At 36.6% G+C, this 15,931-nt stretch carries 17 protein-coding genes; 9 read left to right on the top strand and 8 right to left on the bottom strand.

Annotated elements, in window-relative coordinates; all coding sequences use genetic code 11:
- Nucleotides 1-13 precede the first annotated feature (13 nt).
- Entirely contained in the window at nucleotides 14-919 is a 906-nt protein-coding gene (locus tag M3225_RS15940; RefSeq protein WP_251395280.1) for a chemotaxis protein, read from the bottom strand.
- 296 nt (nucleotides 920-1,215) lie between these two features.
- Between M3225_RS15940 and M3225_RS15935 the strand changes: the two genes are divergently transcribed.
- The 5 genes from M3225_RS15935 (at nucleotide 1,216) to M3225_RS15915 (ending at nucleotide 4,584) form a co-directional block, all read left to right on the top strand.
- Nucleotides 1,216-1,815 (top strand): TetR/AcrR family transcriptional regulator, encoded by a 600-nt coding sequence (locus M3225_RS15935; RefSeq protein WP_251395278.1) that lies wholly within the window; start codon nucleotides 1,216-1,218, stop codon nucleotides 1,813-1,815.
- A gap of 113 nt (nucleotides 1,816-1,928) precedes the next feature.
- Nucleotides 1,929-2,123, top strand: a complete 195-nt coding sequence (locus M3225_RS15930) for a hypothetical protein (RefSeq protein ID WP_013056022.1) — start codon at nucleotides 1,929-1,931, stop codon at nucleotides 2,121-2,123.
- 215 nt (nucleotides 2,124-2,338) lie between these two features.
- The gene (locus M3225_RS15925; protein WP_251395276.1) at nucleotides 2,339-2,560 is read left to right on the top strand and encodes an IDEAL domain-containing protein; all 222 of its coding nucleotides are present in this window, start codon (nucleotides 2,339-2,341) and stop codon (nucleotides 2,558-2,560) included.
- Nucleotides 2,561-2,656: 96 nt separating this feature from the next.
- A complete protein-coding gene (locus tag M3225_RS15920; protein WP_251395274.1) occupies nucleotides 2,657-3,820 on the top strand; it encodes an aminotransferase A in 1,164 nt (387 codons plus the stop codon).
- 152 nt (nucleotides 3,821-3,972) lie between these two features.
- On the top strand, nucleotides 3,973-4,584 hold the full coding sequence (locus tag M3225_RS15915) for a nitroreductase family protein (protein ID WP_251395272.1): 612 nt from the start codon (nucleotides 3,973-3,975) through the stop codon (nucleotides 4,582-4,584).
- Nucleotides 4,585-4,620: 36 nt separating this feature from the next.
- On the opposite strand, the gene M3225_RS15910 is transcribed toward M3225_RS15915, so the two are convergent.
- Nucleotides 4,621-5,406 carry an SDR family oxidoreductase gene (locus M3225_RS15910; RefSeq protein WP_251395270.1) on the bottom strand — a complete coding sequence of 262 codons (786 nt, stop codon included), beginning with the start codon at nucleotides 5,404-5,406 and terminating at the stop codon, nucleotides 4,621-4,623.
- A 147-nt stretch (nucleotides 5,407-5,553) separates the two neighbouring features.
- Between M3225_RS15910 and M3225_RS15905 the strand changes: the two genes are divergently transcribed.
- Nucleotides 5,554-6,237 carry a GNAT family N-acetyltransferase gene (locus M3225_RS15905; protein ID WP_251395269.1) on the top strand — a complete coding sequence of 228 codons (684 nt, stop codon included), beginning with the start codon at nucleotides 5,554-5,556 and terminating at the stop codon, nucleotides 6,235-6,237.
- 20 nt (nucleotides 6,238-6,257) lie between these two features.
- Here the strand turns inward: M3225_RS15905 and M3225_RS15900 are convergent, their stop codons facing one another.
- Entirely contained in the window at nucleotides 6,258-7,034 is a 777-nt protein-coding gene (locus M3225_RS15900) for a hypothetical protein (protein WP_034275587.1), read from the bottom strand.
- 247 nt (nucleotides 7,035-7,281) lie between these two features.
- Between M3225_RS15900 and M3225_RS15895 the strand changes: the two genes are divergently transcribed.
- The 3 genes from M3225_RS15895 to M3225_RS15885 all read left to right on the top strand — a co-directional run bounded on the left by M3225_RS15895 (nucleotide 7,282) and on the right by M3225_RS15885 (nucleotide 9,549).
- Nucleotides 7,282-8,157: a LysR family transcriptional regulator gene (locus M3225_RS15895; RefSeq protein WP_251395267.1), complete on the top strand. Its 876-nt coding sequence runs from the start codon at nucleotides 7,282-7,284 to the stop codon at nucleotides 8,155-8,157.
- Between the two features lie 340 nt (nucleotides 8,158-8,497).
- Entirely contained in the window at nucleotides 8,498-8,866 is a 369-nt protein-coding gene (locus M3225_RS15890) for a CidA/LrgA family holin-like protein (RefSeq protein ID WP_013082263.1), read from the top strand.
- Nucleotides 8,863-9,549 (top strand): LrgB family protein, encoded by a 687-nt coding sequence (locus M3225_RS15885; RefSeq protein WP_251395265.1) that lies wholly within the window; start codon nucleotides 8,863-8,865, stop codon nucleotides 9,547-9,549. The genes M3225_RS15890 and M3225_RS15885 overlap by 4 nt, the downstream gene beginning before the upstream one ends.
- A 42-nt stretch (nucleotides 9,550-9,591) precedes the next feature.
- Here the strand turns inward: M3225_RS15885 and ptsP are convergent, their stop codons facing one another.
- The 5 genes from ptsP to M3225_RS15860 all read right to left on the bottom strand — a co-directional run bounded on the left by ptsP (nucleotide 9,592) and on the right by M3225_RS15860 (nucleotide 15,783).
- Entirely contained in the window at nucleotides 9,592-11,313 is a 1,722-nt protein-coding gene (gene ptsP, locus M3225_RS15880) for a phosphoenolpyruvate--protein phosphotransferase (protein WP_251395263.1), read from the bottom strand.
- Nucleotides 11,313-11,579, bottom strand: coding sequence for a phosphocarrier protein HPr (locus M3225_RS15875; protein ID WP_013056011.1), 267 nt, complete (start codon nucleotides 11,577-11,579; stop codon nucleotides 11,313-11,315). Before M3225_RS15875 ends, ptsP begins: the two co-directional genes overlap by 1 nt.
- An 18-nt stretch (nucleotides 11,580-11,597) precedes the next feature.
- Nucleotides 11,598-13,661 carry a glucose-specific PTS transporter subunit IIBC gene (gene ptsG, locus M3225_RS15870; RefSeq protein ID WP_251395261.1) on the bottom strand — a complete coding sequence of 688 codons (2,064 nt, stop codon included), beginning with the start codon at nucleotides 13,659-13,661 and terminating at the stop codon, nucleotides 11,598-11,600.
- 269 nt (nucleotides 13,662-13,930) lie between these two features.
- On the bottom strand, nucleotides 13,931-14,779 hold the full coding sequence (gene glcT, locus M3225_RS15865; RefSeq protein WP_251395259.1) for a glucose PTS transporter transcription antiterminator GlcT: 849 nt from the start codon (nucleotides 14,777-14,779) through the stop codon (nucleotides 13,931-13,933).
- A gap of 131 nt (nucleotides 14,780-14,910) precedes the next feature.
- Nucleotides 14,911-15,783 (bottom strand): hypothetical protein, encoded by an 873-nt coding sequence (locus tag M3225_RS15860; RefSeq protein ID WP_251395257.1) that lies wholly within the window; start codon nucleotides 15,781-15,783, stop codon nucleotides 14,911-14,913.
- Nucleotides 15,784-15,931 lie beyond the last annotated feature (148 nt).

Here is a 15,931-nt window from a genome sequence, read left to right as displayed (position 1 = left end):
CTTTTTTGTCATCCTACAAAATATAGAGATCAATCAACTCAACAAGCTCTCCGATTTCCGGTTTACTTACTTGTCCTTCCGCTCCTACCATCTTTCCCTTGTGACGTAAATCTTCTGTGATAAGAGAAGAGAAAATAATGACTGGAAGTATAGAAAGCTGAGGATTTTCTTTCACTTTTTTAGTTAAATGATGTCCATCCATTTGCGGCATTTCTATATCTGTAATAAGCAGCTGGACTTGACCACTGATTTCCACTCCTTCATCGATCACCGAGCTTAGATAGTTCCATGCTTCCTCACCGTTCTCAAAAAATTCCGTGTTCTCATAACCGGCTTGTGCAAGGGTATCTTCAATCATTCGGCGCAGCAGCGGCGAATCTTCAGCCACGACAATCTTTTTATTAGATCGTTCCCTAGTCCCTATCTTTTTTATTTTCGACTGATTAATACCCGCATCAGGGTTCACGTCAGAAATCAACTTTTCAAAGTCTAACAGCAGAATCATTTGGCCGTTTAATTTCACCACTCCAGTAATTTGCGTTTCCAAACCTTGATACAAATCTGAAGGCTTCTCAATTTCTTTCCAAGAAATACGGTGAATTTGTGTCACTGCATGAGTATGAAAGACAATTTTTTGCTGATTGAACTCTGTAACAATTAACTTATCTTTTTCTGGTGTATTTGAAGGTTCCATTTTTAACGCTTTTGCTATATCAACAACAGGCAGAACTTCCCCTCTTAGCTCTATAATACCTTCTATGTAAGAATGCGCATTTGGAACGGGTGTAATAGATACTGGATTAATAATCTCTCTAACCTTTACTACATTGATGCCAAACAAAACATTTCCTATCTCAAATTCGACAATTTCCAGTTCATTTGTACCACTTTCTAACAATATTCCTTTATCTTGATTCATATCACTTACTCCTTTCATCTCGCCGACTTATCTAATAGTCCATATTTCCTATTATAGTGACCGTCTCTTATATCCGTAAAGAAAAATTTGCTTATTTTGTTATCTTTTGCGCTAAAACATATACACAAAATATTGTTTTATGAATTAACAGAATATTATATACTATATAAAAACATGAGCTTCGATCCCTTTCGTCTCATCCTCTGCTCAGTTTTTTAATTGCTCTATTTTACTTCTCTATACTAGCTTATTAACTTGATTCAAACGACTACTCCTATCCAAATGAGGTGTAATTTATGAACAGAGGATTACAAAAAGAAGAAACAAAAAAACGCATCCAAAACGCAGCTATCTCTTTATTCCAACAGCAGGGATATCAAAAAACGACTGTGTCTCAAATTACGCATGAAGCGGGTGTAGCAAAAGGAACATTTTTTAATTACTTCAAAACAAAAGAAGAAGTTCTTCACTACCTTGGAATTAATTTTACAAACCGTATCTCCTATAAATTAGAACAGCTCCTTCAAACAGAAGAATCGACTGCTGCCATTGTTAAACAACTGTTTTTATTACTAGCACAATCAAACGAAGAAGCTAACCCTCACCTAATCCGCTCTTGGTTTCATATCGCTATTACCAACAGTTCCTTTCAACAATCTGAAATTCTTCAAATTGAAAAAATGCGTGCTCATTTTACAAAAGTTTTTCAAACAGGACAAGACCGAGGTGAACTTATAGGCGATATCCCTGCTGAAGAAATGGCTTCTATTGCTATACTTAATTTTTTTGGCACGCTTCTCTACTGGTGTACCAACCAACCCGACTCTATTGCCCTTCAAGAAAGGATAGAAAAGTCAGTTACTCTTCTATTTAGAGGGTTTCTTATTCATTCCTAAAAGCCTGTTCACAAATTTTTAACAAGAAATCGAAGATAGCTGTGGACTCTACAGCTAAAACGGTTTATACTACACAAAGTGAATGAATAATCTTAAAAGAAGGTGTTCGTAATATGAAAGGCTCCGTCATTCTTTTTAATGACGATAATGAAATGACCATTATTGAAAACGTAGAAGAAGCTGTGTATCAAGATATTAAAGAACAAGAAGGCTCTGATCACTGCGTTGTAACATTGGACGATCATGAAGTTGATTTTGGCTACGTTTCCCCCGTTTATTGGCGTGAAGGCCAAATACACACTGACTAATATACAAGACCTGCATATATATGCAGGTCTTTTTATGCACTTATTTCTTTAAACCTAGAATCGAACGTGAAGCGAGGGACCTCTGAATTTACGTTTTATTTTCTAACATATACCTCAGCACATTCGCAACTAAAAACAGGGTTAACAACTATATAGAAAGGGTACATTTCAAGTAATAGAAGCTGCGTTTTATTTTAAAAAAGGAGGTTTATGTTATGAGTTCTTATCGAAAAAATATGAATCACTATCCTCACTCATCTCAGTACACACCTTACCAACACTATTATGCGAAAGAAGCTAATCGTATTTTAACGACTATGAGTACAAACTTTAATAAACAGTATTTGAAATCTCTTATTGACGATGCATTAGATAACAGAGACGAAGAACAATTTTATGAACTAACAACTGCTTATAATAAGATATATAACACCTAACTTAAAACCACTATTTGCAAAATAAGCAAATAGTGGTTTTTTACCTATTTTCATTGTGATAAAATGAGTTGAAAATACGCGGAAGGATTTGAAACCATGGAGCACTTAATCAATAAACGTGTCAAAGAAATTGAATTATCAGGAATACGTACATTTTATAATATGGTCTCACAATATCAAGATGTTTTATCCCTCACAATTGGACAACCTGACTTCTTAACACCGCAACATGTAAAAGAAGCGGCAAAATCTGCAATTGATGATAACCAAACTTCTTATACCCACAATGCTGGAACAATTGAACTACGCGAGGCAGCAGCTCAATTTGTCAAAGAAAAATATGACTTACACTATAACCCAGCTGATGAAATTATCGTGACCATCGGGGCTAGTCAAGCAATTGATATTGCTCTTCGCACCATTTTAGAAGAAGATTCCGAAGTTATTTTACCTGGACCTGTATATCCGGGATATGAACCGCTTATCCGGTTAAATGGAGCTAAACCTATACATATTGATACAACAAAAACAGGGTTTCGACTAACAGCCGATTTAATCGAACAACATTTGACGTCTAAAACAAGATGTGTCATCTTACCTTATCCGTCTAATCCCACAGGCGTAACGTTATCTCAGCAAGAATTAGAAGAGATTGCTGCTCTTTTAAGTGATAAAGATATTTTTGTATTGTCTGATGAAATATACAGCGAGCTAGTTTTTAATAAAAAGCATCAGTCAATTGCCTCCATTGCATCTATGAGAGACAAAACGATTGTCATTAATGGAGTATCAAAGTCTCATTCTATGACAGGCTGGCGAATCGGCCTTTTATTTGCTCCTTCTTATTTAGCCAAACATATTTTAAAAGTTCATCAATACAACGTGAGCTGTGCTTCTTCTGTCTCCCAAGCAGCTGCACTTGAGGCACTGACAGCAGGCAAAAACGATGCGGTAGATATGAAAAAAGAATACGAACAAAGACTGAATTATGTTTATGATCGACTAGTAAAAATGGGATTTGATGTGGAAAAGCCGACTGGTGCTTTTTATATCTTCCCTTCTATTCAGAACTTCCACAGCAATTCATTTGATTTTGCACTGGAGTTAGTAAAAGAAGCGGGTGTTGCACTAGTACCTGGCAGCGCCTTTTCTACTCACGGTGAAGGATATGTACGCCTATCGTATGCGTATTCCATGAAAACTCTGCGTGAAGCCTGTGATCGAATTGAAGCTTATCTTACATCTCGTGAATCACGTTAAACCGATGGTAAGAAGTGTATGCATTTTTTGGCGAGTGACAGCACATAAGAGCGGGTATACTAAAAGCATATAAATTGACTTCAGTAGTGTATCATTATAAAATGTGCATCGATTGATTAAAGAAATACATACTTTTAACGGAGGTTTTTATTATGACAAAAGATTTTTTTGATGTGGTAAATGAACGTACATCGATTCGTGAATATGACTCTTCAGCTAAATTAAGCAAAGAAGAATTAACGGAACTTTTAGAAGCAACAGTGAAGTCACCATCTGCTTGGAACTTACAGCACTGGCATTTTGTTGTTATTACAGACCAAGATGCTAAAGAACGTCTACTTCCAATTGCTTACAACCAAAAACAAATTACAGAAGCAGGCGCTGTAGTAGCTATCTTAGGTGATTTAGAAGCAAATAAAAATGTAGATGACGTGTACAACCCACTAGTTGAATCCGGTCATATGACAGAAGATGTAAAAAATATTTTGTCAGGACAAATTAACGGCGCTTATAAAAACGGTGCTTTTGCTCGCGATGCAGCTTTTACTAATGCTTCTCTTGCATCCATGACGTTCATGCTTGCAGCAAAAGCGAAAGGGTTAGACACTTGTTCAATGGGCGGATTTAACGCACAAAAATTTGTAGAAGAATTTAAAATTGAGGATCGATACATTCCAGTTATGCTTATCTCGGTTGGAAAAGCGGCTAAAGAAGCACACGCTAGCGATCGTTTACCATTAGACCAAGTTACAACTTGGATTTAATAAAAAACCCTGCAGCTGCAGGGTTTTTCTATGTAACTAAATGGATTTCACCATACCTCCGTCAATTAGAAATGACTGGCCTGTCATATATGAATTCGCTCCCGATACAAAGAAAGCAACGGCTTTGGCAAACTCTTCAGGCTGACCGTAGCGCTTAAGGGGAATTTGATTTCTCATCTCTTCTTCAATTTCTGAAACGCCTACTCCCAATTTTTCAGCACGAATCGTATCTAGTTCTTTCACTCGGTCTGTTGCAATTCTTCCTGGTGCAACCGTGTTAATTAAGATACCGTCCTCTGCCAATTCCGAAGCGAGTGTTTTGGTAAGCCCCACGATTCCTGTACGGAAGGTATTTGATAGAATAAGTCCAGCAATTGGCTCTTTAATGGAAGAAGAAGCAATATTGACAATACGTCCTCCGCTCTTTTTCATAGCGGGTACTACCTCACGAATGATGCGAATATAACTGAGGAGATTTAACTCAAATGCTTGCTTCCAATCTTCATCTGTTAACGAAAGGAAGTTCCCTGCTTTCGGGCCTCCTGTATTATTAATTAAAATGTCAATGCTTCCAAACGTATCTACCGTATATTGAACAACATCTTGAATATCATGAGTTTTTGTGACATCTGCCGTTTTATGTAACACTTGTCCGCTTCCACGGTATGACAGCTCTTCCGCTACTTGGATTAGTTTCTCTTCTGAACGACTTGCAAGCATAATGTTTGCGCCTTCTTCTGCGAGCCTAGCAGCAATCGCTTTGCCAAGCCCTTGACTAGCCGCAAATACAAGTGCTGTTTTTCCTTTTAATTGAACATCCATCTTTTTTTCACCCCATCTAATAGTTCGAATCTTTTTAACTTTATCACGTTCATGTCAAACCCTTCAATAAATATGAAATAATTTCTTTTTCACCTATGGTATACTTAATTATCTGAAAATTATTTCTTAAAAGGAGGTAAAAAAGCAGTGTATAAAAAACAATGCTATGTCTTTCATCAAAGTAAACCTGTGACATGTACCGTACGATCGTATACATCGAGTGATTTTGATGAGTTAATTCGGATTCAAGAAGAAAGTTTCCCTCCTCCTTTCCCTTCTGAATTATTATGGAGCAAAGATCAGTTAAATAACCACGTTTCTCTCTTTCCAGATGGAGCACTATGCGTGGAGATAGACGGAACAATATGCGGGTCTATCACAAGCGCGATTGTTTCAGTAGAAGGCAATGCGGCTCATACATGGGATGAAGTAACAGGAAGCGGATATATTCGTACGCACGATCCTTCTGGTAATACGCTTTATGTAGTAGACGTATGCGTCGCTCCTTCCCATCGATCGATGGGGCTTGGGAAGCTGCTTTTGCAGTCTTTATATGAAGTTGTGATTCATTACAAGTTAGAAAGGCTGCTCGGCGGATGCCGCATCCCTGGATACGCATCAGTTTCTTCCTTGTACACGCCTTTTGAATACATGAATCTTGTGTCAGCCGGAACTCTCTATGATCCCGTTATGACCTTTTTGATGCGCTGTGGCAGAACGCCTATTGGTTTAGCAGCAAACTATATTGAAGATGAAGATTCACACAATTACGCCGTACTAATGGAATGGAAAAATCCTTTTTATACGGCTATTCAAAAAGCACGCAGCTGATGAGCTGCGTGCTTTTTAGATTATTGAACTTCTTCAATGCTCCATTCTAGTTCTTTATGAGTCAGAACAAGATGCGCCTGTAATTTACTCATCTCTTTGTGCTCAAACCGATCATTATACATTTCATTCATGTCGTCAAAATCACCGATTGTATACAAAGGAATTTTAATATCTCTACGCGATTGCACCATATGTTCAAAATCAATAAACAAACCGTCATTCGTTAAAGTAAGAAGAGTATTTGCTAAAACAAGCGGCAAAATTGGATATTCCAACTTTTTCCTTCTAAATACAAATCTTTTTTGCTTAATTGCTGACATTTTTAACGGAATGATTCGGCTTAAAATATGCTTCATATCATACACGTCTCGAAAATAGATTTTGTTATAAAATCCATCATCATGAGCTAAATAAACAAATTGATTACCGAGTTTATTATTAAATGGCGAATTGAGCGGTTTTTTTAAATGACCTAAATACAGCAGCGCTGCAATATCTTGAGGTTCTAACAAATCTAACGAAGATATATCCTCAAAATCAATCCAACAAAAATCGCCATAATTATAAACATCATCCTCTGCTAAAAGATGAATCTGTTCTTCTTCTACGTAGTCCATATGGGTTTGGTAATGGTAATCACTGTCTTCAAAACCGTGCTTTAACAATAATATATTTGCAAGCGGCGTAGGAAGGGAATGATAAAACTCTTTAAATTCAATTCCATATGTAATAAAGCATTTTTTATTTACATGGCCATTAATATAAACGATATCTCTTATTTCATCTGCTTTACTCAACCGTTCTAACCACCTTATTGATTGATTCTGTGATCGATATGTAACCGTTCTACTGATTTATATATTATACTTCTAAAATAAACAATGTGTAAATATATATTGTTGGCAATTTCTTTCGTATTCAGTACTCTTCTACTGATCATTTGATTTGATATGAAAGAAAGGTATAGAGCTGTTTGTGAATGTGGTAGAATGTGTGTATCTTAATGCTTTTTAATTGGCATGTATGAACACGGAGGTATACAAAATGGATGTTCGCCATTTGCATTACTTAACAGAAGTGGCTAAACATAAAAATTTCACAAGAGCTTCTGAAGCTCTACATATTTCTCAACCTTCTCTCAGTAAAATGGTTAAATCATTAGAAGAAGAGCTCGGCACACCTTTGTTTGATCGCGCTGGCAAACAAGTGCAGCTTACAGATGCAGGAATGATTGTGTATGAACAAGCTGAAAGCATTTTATCTTCTCTCCGAGATTTATCGGATTCTCTCTACGATTTAATGCATTTAAAAAGAGGGACAATTAAAATAGGCATCCCCCCTATTATTGGTACATTGTTTTTCCCTACCATTATTAAAGCATTTCGAGAGCAATATCCTGAAATTCATATTCAGTTAATTGAATACGGCGCTAAAAAGATGCAAAAATTTGTGGAACAAGGAGAAGTAGATGTGGGCGTAGTTTTACTTCCGGTTGATGAAAACATGTTTTTTACGACGCCTTTAGCACGAGAAACGCTGCAGCTTGTTGTCCATAAATCTCATCCGTTGGCTCAGCATTCTACGATTTCATTAAAAGAGTTAAAAGATGAAAAGCTTATTTCCTTTCATGAAGATTTCACTATGCATGAAATGGTCTACAACGAATGTTTAAAAAATGGGTTTACACCTAATATTGCTTTTAAAAGCTCTCAGTGGGACTTCATTGGAGAACTGGTAGCCGCTAATCTTGGCATTGCTCTTTTCCCTTATTCATTATGTCAAAAGCTTGATTTGGAGCATATGAAAGTGATTAATCTCGAGAATGCTATTCCATGGGAAATTGCTTTAATCGCTAAAAAAGATCGCTATATCTCTTATGCTACGCAGGCTTTTATTGATTATATTAAAAGTACAGTTTGAAGCACAGCACAGCTGTGCTTTTTTGACTGCCTTTTATTGAATAATTAGACCTTATATTTCACAAACTCTTTTTTTGAAAAGGTTACCAACACATTTGTAGAGAGATTTCTTTCAACTATAACTAAAAGGAATAGTTATCATAGTTATTATATATTTCATATTATAGTCACTTTTTTGTAAGATAAGTGTGTAGCATTCATTTACTTAAGTTGTATCCCCATTTGCAAAATCCAAATAGTTTCTCTTTTCCCATGATGGAGTCGTCTTTTCAGCATAGACGACTCCATTATTGTCTCAACAAATTAGGAATGAATAAAAAAATAGATAAAGGAGGCTAATCATGAAACTGATTATGGTGATTTTACAGATTTTATTACTAACGGCTCTGTTTTTAATAGGAGAAAGTATTTCACAATGGTTTGACCTCCCAGTGCCAGGTAGTATCATCGGATTTTTCTTACTGTTTTTCTTACTGTATTTTAAAGTAATTAAATTAAGCTGGGTTGAACAAGGTGGAACACTGTTAGTGGGAGAACTATTATTATTTTTCATACCAGCCGTCGTTGGACTCATCAATTATGGAGATGTATTGATGCATTTTGGAATTCAGATTGTGATTATTATCACAATCAGTACGATTATAGTGATGTCTATAACAGGAATCATTGCAGAACATATTTCAAGAAGAAAGGAAGGTTCGCTAAAATGACGTTACTTACATGGGTTGCTCTTCCGCTTACACTGCTCGTTTATATTGGCACAAAAGTACTCTATAAAAAATATAAGTCTATGCTAGTTTCCCCTATTTTACTAGCCCCCATTCTTTTAATTGGCATCTTATTAGTAACAAATGGCTCTTATGACCATTATAAGCAAGGTGCCAGCGCTATTAGCTTTATGCTTGGGCCGGCAACCGTTGCTTTTGCTGTTCCTATGTTTAAGTATTTTGATTTACTCAAAAAACACCGTGTTGAAATCAGCTTAAGCGTAGGGCTCGGCACATTTGCTGCCATGATTTCTTCCATGCTGTTAGCATTAGTGTTTCATTTACAATCAACGCTAGTTCATAGCTTGATTCCAAGATCAGTTACGATTCCTATTGCTGTTAATGTATCTCAGACGCTAGGGGGAGATCCGAATATTACAATTATGTTTGTGATTATAACCGGTGTAGTGGGATGTATGGTGGCACCAAAACTTATTAAACTCCTCGCACTCCACTCTTCTCTAGCGAGAGGTCTTCTCTTAGGAGTAGCTTCTCATGGGACAGGTACAGCAAGAGCTTTTGAATTTGGAAAAATTGAAGGTACTTTTTCTAGCCTTGGTATGATTGTAGCAGCACTTCTTACAATGCTGTTTGCAAATATGCTTCTGCCTACTATTTTCGCCTAAAAGATAAAAAAGGTGTGATCATATATGATCACACCTTTTTTTTTATCCAATATGAAAAGTTGATTTTACGAACTCAATAACTTCTTCTGTAGAAGACATTGATAGAATTGTATCTAAATGAGGTTCGATATCAGCTTTTGATAATTGACGGATTTGAGAACGAGCTTTGAGAATGGATGTTGCACTCATTGAAAATTCATCTAAGCCTAAGCCTAAAAGAATTGGAATTGCAATCTCATCTCCTGCCATCTCTCCGCACATGCCTACCCACTTACCTTCTTTATGAGCCGCTTTGATTACCATATTCACTAAGCGAAGAATCGCTGGGTTATACGGTTGATATAAATAAGACACGCGCTCATTCATGCGGTCAGCAGCAAGCGTGTATTGAATTAAATCGTTTGTTCCGATAGAGAAGAAATCTACTTCTTTAGCAAATAAATCTGCGATTACCGCTGAAGAAGGAATCTCTACCATCATCCCTACTTCGATGTCTTCCGAAACTTGTACGCCTTCTTGTTGAAGTTTTGCTTTTTCTTCTAAAAGAATAGCTTTTGCTTGACGGAACTCATCAACAGTAGCAATCATAGGAAACATAATTTTCAGATTACCGTATACGCTTGCACGCAGAAGCGCACGAAGCTGTGTACGGAACATATCTTGCATCTCTAGACATAAGCGAATGGCACGGAATCCTAAGAATGGGTTCATTTCTTTTGGTAGATTTAAATAAGGAAGCTCTTTGTCTCCACCAATGTCAAGAGTACGAACAACCACTGGTTTGCCTTCCATACGTTCAAGAACTGTTTTATAAGAAGTAAACTGCTCTTCTTCCGTTGGAAGCTCTTCGCGGCCCATATATAAGAATTCTGTACGATAAAGGCCAACGCCTTCGCCGCCGTTTTCTAATACGCCTTTTACATCTTCCGGTGTACCAATGTTAGCTGCAAGTTCAACGTGATGATCATCAGCTGAAACCGTTTTTTCATTTACAAGCTTAGCCCATTCAGCTTTTTGTTCTGCATACTCAGCGGCTTTTTTCTCGTAAGCTTTTACTGTTTCTTCGCTTGGATCAACGATAACTTCGCCATCTAAACCATCAACAATTACTAATACGCCGTTTTGAATGTCTTCCATAACTGTTTTTGTACCTACAACAGCTGGAATCTCCATTGAACGCGCCATAATTGCTGAGTGAGAAGTACGTCCCCCAATATCTGTAGTAAATCCTTTTACGAACTTACGATTTAACTGTGCTGTATCAGACGGCGTTAAATCTTCTGCGATAATGACAACTTCTTCTGAGATTAAACTTGGATTTGAAACGTTTACACCTAAAAGATGAGCTAATACACGCTTTGTTACGTCACGGATATCAGCAGCACGTTCTTTCATATATTCATTGTCCATTGACTCAAACATATTAATAAACATTGCCGCTACTTCATCAAGTGCATGTTCAGCGTTTACATTTTCATTTGTAATTTTATCTTTAATTGGATTAATAAGTTCAGGATCGCTTAGAACTAATAAGTGAGCTTCAAAGATTTCTGCTTTGTCATCTCCTAGTTCTTTACGAGCGTGCTCTCTAATAATTTCAAGTTCTGATTTTGACGTTTCTAGTGCAGCTTCTAGACGTGCTACTTCTGCTTCAACTTCAGTTACTGATTTTTTTTCAACGGTTAATTCTGGATTTTCTAGACGAAATGCTTTAGCAATAGCAATGCCGCTAGAAGCGGCAATGCCTTGAATTTCCTTTGTCATTATTCGCCTAATCCTTCTTTGCTCATTGTATCTTCAAGAGCAGCAAGTGCATCTGCTTCGTCAGAACCTTCTGCAGAGATAGTGATTGTAGCGCCTTTTTGAATACCTAAAGACATAACGCCCATGATTGATTTTAAGTTTACAGTTTTACCGTTGAATTCTAAGTTGATATCAGAATCAAATTTGCTTGCTGCTTGTACTAAAGTTGTTGCTGGACGTGCGTGAATTCCTGAGTCTGCTGTTACTGTAAATGTTTTTTGTGCCATGTTAAATCAATCTCCTTTTTACTTTGAAATGTTAATAATATTTGCTTCTTGTTGAGAAACTTGGCCCTGCTTTAAGATATCAATTTTTTCATCAGCTTGTAAATTCGTGAAAATGATCGGCGTGATCGTCGATGGTGCATTTTCTTTTACAAAGTCTAAATCAATTTTCAATAGAGGCTGTCCTTTTTTCACTTCATCGCCTTGGGCAACTAAAGCTTCAAAACCTTCGCCTTTTAAATTAACTGTATCAATACCAACGTGAATTAAAACTTCACGTCCAGTCGTTGATTCAATACCTAAAGCATGTTTCGTCGGGAATAAGTTTACTATTTTTCCGTCCACTGGTGCAACTACTGTGCCTGTTTTCGGAATAATCGCAAAACCGTCGCCCATTAATTTTTGTGAAAATACCTGATCTGGTACTTCCGATAAAGGTACCAATTCTCCCTCAATCGGTGAAACAATATCATTACCATTATCGCTTCCTGCTCCAGATGTTGCAACAGGTTTTTCAATTGTTTTTGTCTCTTCTTTTTTGACAACTGGTGTTTTGCCATTCATAATATCTTGAATTTGACCTTTTAACGTGTCAGATTTTGGACCGAAAATAGCTTGAATATTGTTACCAACTTCAAGAACACCAGAAGCTCCAAGTTTTTTCAAACGGTTTTTATCAACGTTGCCTACATCATCTACTGATACACGTAAACGCGTAATACAAGCGTCTAAATGTGTAATGTTTTCTTTACCACCAAGTGCAGCTAAAATGTTTGTTGGAAGCTCTGCTGCTTCTACTTTCTCATCATCTGCGCCTTCTTCTTTATCTTCGCGTCCTGGTGTTTTTAAGTTAAATTTACGGATCGCAAAGCGGAAACCGAAGTAGTAGATAACGGCTAAAACTAAACCTACCGGAATTACTAACCACCATGCTGTACGGTTTTGTAGAACTCCGAATAGAATGTAATCAATGACTCCTCCAGAGAACGTCATACCGATTTTAACATTTAATAATTGCATAACCATAAACGATAAACCAGCAAATACTGCGTGAATTGCAAACAGTATTGGCGCTACGAATAAGAAGGAGAATTCAAGCGGCTCTGTAATACCCGTTAAGAATGATGTTAAAGCAGCTGAACCCATGATACCAGCTACATATTTTTTATTTTCAGGACGAGCTTCGTGATAAATTGCAAGAGCAGCTGCTGGTAAACCGAACATCATGAATGGGAATTTACCAACTTGGAATGTTCCTGCCGTTAAAGGCACGCCATCTTTTAATTGTGCAAAGAAAATACGTTGATCTCCGTGAACCACATTACCTGCTTTATCTACATATTGTCCAAATTCAAACCAGAAAGGTGAATAGAAAATATGATGTAACCCAAATGGAATTAATGAACGTTCAATTAATCCAAAGATAAATGCTGATAATGTTAAATTTGAATCAATCATATTTGTTGAGAACGTGTTTAAACCACTTTGAATTACTGGCCATACTACTACCATAATTAACCCCACGATAATAGATGAAACTCCAGTTACGATTGGAACAAAACGCTTTCCAGCAAAGAAACCTAAATATGCTGGTAAATCAATATTAAAGAATCGATTATACATTGAAGCAGCAAGTACCCCGATGATAATACCACCGAATACTCCCGTTTGTAGTGTATGAATACCTAGTACACTTGCATATGCTGGACTTTCCTTCAGTAACTTGCTAAATTCTACTGCGTCTAATGTATCTAACCCTTTTACTGTCCCCATTGTTACATTCATAATTAAATAACCAACAATAGCAGCAATACCAGCTACTCCATCGCCACCAGCTAAACCAACGGCTACCCCAACTGCAAACAATAGCGGTAAGTTACCGAAAATAATGTCGCCGGCATTAGCCATTACGTGAGCAATAAGCTGAAACCAATCTGCATTTAAGGCAGGTAATAAGTCTAATAAGGTTTCATTTTGAAACGCTGTACCAAAGCCTAATAAAATCCCTGCTGCCGGTAAAATCGCAACCGGTAGCATAAGCGCTTTTCCGACTTTTTGTAATACTCCAAAAAGTTTTTTAAACATGGCGCTTACCTCCTTTTATATATTTAGTGTGCAACAAGCTATCTATTTGATACGTGAATCATTAACGCGCTTTCATAAAACGCTTTCTTTAACTAGAAAACTCGTTACATCTCCTTGTGTCCTGAGGCGAAGCTTTCAATGATTGCGCTTTCTTATAACAAAAAAGGCATGAGGAAAAAGAAACGACAAATGGATAAATTCATCCAATTATACATCGCTTCATTTCTCACTCATGCCTGATCGTATCAGTAACACGTATTGAAATGATTTTATAAATCCGTTTTTGTTATAAGTCGCTGCAGATGCATCGTTAAGTAAACTGCTTCTGCTTCATACACAGGTAAATGTAACGCTTGCTGCATTACTTTTATCACTTTCCAAGACACATTGTAACACAGTGGATATTCTTCTTTCAATAGCAAAGCAATTTTTTTTGGCTCTTCTATTTTTTCTCCTGTTTTTACTCGATCAATAGCAAAATGCAAATGACGAATCAATCTCATATAGTGTACAGATTCTTTGTCTACCTGCAGATGAAGCGAGTCTTCAATCACATTAATAATCGTTTGAATAAGCTGCGAGTCTTGATTCACTTCTAGCAGGTTTTTTTCAGTCAGCGCACTATGGATATGAAGCGCAATAAAACCAATCTCTCCTACTGGAAGCTGCACGCCTATTTTGCGACTAATAATCTCTACCACTTCAGATGCTATCGTATATTCCTCTGGATATAAGGCTTTTGTTTCAAGTAAAAATGGATTTTTAAGGCCCATCCCCTGCTGAAAACGTTTTATTGCAAAAGCGATATGATCTGTCAATGAAATGTGTATATGCTCATTCAAAGGAATATTAACGCGTTTTTGAATGTGCGTTACAATATCATTCATCATTTCAATTACGTCTTCATCCACCTGAGCTAAAAGCTGCTTGTACTGTTCTTGCTCTTCTTCACTCTTTAACAAAAACATTTTTTCCACAGCTTTTGCATCGATTTCATCGCCTTTTTTCTTGTTGAATCCTATTCCTTTCCCAATTAGCACAACTTCATCATAGGTAAGGTGTTTAGCAATTAATACATTATTATTAAGTACCTTTTCTACAAAAAAGGACTCTTTCACGAATCCTTCACTCCCCTGTTTCGGCTTTCTATTATTTGCTTTCCTATCTTACAAATAATACGCATAACCGTCAATTCATTTTTCTTTGTTTCAAATATTATTGAACTAAACTATTTGAGTTACGTATTATCTTAGTAGTTCTTCGCTGGAAACGCAACGTCTTTTTTGCTCGTCCCATAACAATTTTTCATAATAAAATCTTGAAGCATAACGCTCAGAATTAATACACCTGCTTGTAAAAGCGTAAAAAGAACAAGTGAAGTGGTAATAGATACCAGCAAAACCCCATAGTGAATCAGAAAAATATCTACTATACGCAGCCCAACTATAATAATTCCAGCTCCAATAAAAAATTCTTTGGCTGCACTCCAAACGAGGAGAATCGTAACAATACAAACATAAATCATTGTTGCATTTACGGAATCATGAGTAGCCGACGCAAACCATCCTGTATAAAACCAATTATTATGAAAATATGCTAACAACATAAACATAATAGTAGAAGTAATGGCGAGCATTCCGAGGAAAAATGTAGCGTAATGCACAAATGTCATATAACGTTCTGTTAGCCATACATACCAAATCTTTGAAATACTAAAGCCTATGGTCATTAAAACACCTGTATAAATTGTTTTCCACCAGTGGTGTGTATAAATATCCCAGTGTAAAAATAATTCTTCAATCCCCATAAACATAGTTGAAATGATTAAAATATAGCGAAATTTTAATTGATAAGCAGCTACCACCATAGCCATGATTGGAAAAGCAAACGCTTGAGAAGTTAAGGACCCAAACAAATTATCAAAATATTTATTGGTCATAAAATCAGGATCGTAATCGTAACTTTCAAACAACACAAATACAACATACTCTAGTACATAAGCCATTCCAATGATAAAAAAAAGCAAAACGACTAGCTTTTTATCTTTTTCACGTATGAATATTGTAAGCAAAACGGCCGTGCTGATAATAATCAATGCAAAAAAAGCAGTATAATGAGGCATAGCCGTCTCCCTTTTACGACTTAATTATTACTTAGAGTAAGACGTTTTATCCAAATTATACATAGCTAACTTCTATTCAAAAAAACCTTGACTAACAAATAGTCAAGGTTTTTAGATGCTCTCGCTTTTAAAAGCGGGAGAGGTATCA

This window comes from Priestia aryabhattai, assembly GCF_023715685.1.
Classification (GTDB): domain Bacteria; phylum Bacillota; class Bacilli; order Bacillales; family Bacillaceae_H; genus Priestia; species Priestia aryabhattai_B.
The sequence above is the reverse complement of the archived record's forward strand: the minus strand, read 5'-3'. Positions and strand labels throughout refer to the sequence as shown.

Bases quoted from the DNA above. Each gene is read 5' to 3' on its own strand.
- M3225_RS15940 (WP_251395280.1), bottom strand. From the start codon at position 919: ATGAATCAAGATAAAGGAATATTGTTAGAAAGTGGTACAAATGAACTG.
- M3225_RS15935 (WP_251395278.1), top strand. From the start codon at position 1,216: ATGAACAGAGGATTACAAAAAGAAGAAACAAAAAAACGCATCCAAAAC.
- M3225_RS15930 (WP_013056022.1), top strand. From the start codon at position 1,929: ATGAAAGGCTCCGTCATTCTTTTTAATGACGATAATGAAATGACCATT.
- M3225_RS15925 (WP_251395276.1), top strand. From the start codon at position 2,339: ATGAGTTCTTATCGAAAAAATATGAATCACTATCCTCACTCATCTCAG.
- M3225_RS15920 (WP_251395274.1), top strand. From the start codon at position 2,657: ATGGAGCACTTAATCAATAAACGTGTCAAAGAAATTGAATTATCAGGA.
- M3225_RS15915 (WP_251395272.1), top strand. From the start codon at position 3,973: ATGACAAAAGATTTTTTTGATGTGGTAAATGAACGTACATCGATTCGT.
- M3225_RS15910 (WP_251395270.1), bottom strand. From the start codon at position 5,406: ATGGATGTTCAATTAAAAGGAAAAACAGCACTTGTATTTGCGGCTAGT.
- M3225_RS15895 (WP_251395267.1), top strand. From the start codon at position 7,282: ATGGATGTTCGCCATTTGCATTACTTAACAGAAGTGGCTAAACATAAA.
- M3225_RS15890 (WP_013082263.1), top strand. From the start codon at position 8,498: ATGAAACTGATTATGGTGATTTTACAGATTTTATTACTAACGGCTCTG.
- M3225_RS15885 (WP_251395265.1), top strand. From the start codon at position 8,863: ATGACGTTACTTACATGGGTTGCTCTTCCGCTTACACTGCTCGTTTAT.
- ptsP (WP_251395263.1), bottom strand. From the start codon at position 11,313: ATGACAAAGGAAATTCAAGGCATTGCCGCTTCTAGCGGCATTGCTATT.
- M3225_RS15875 (WP_013056011.1), bottom strand. From the start codon at position 11,579: ATGGCACAAAAAACATTTACAGTAACAGCAGACTCAGGAATTCACGCA.
- ptsG (WP_251395261.1), bottom strand. From the start codon at position 13,661: ATGTTTAAAAAACTTTTTGGAGTATTACAAAAAGTCGGAAAAGCGCTT.
- M3225_RS15860 (WP_251395257.1), bottom strand. From the start codon at position 15,783: ATGCCTCATTATACTGCTTTTTTTGCATTGATTATTATCAGCACGGCC.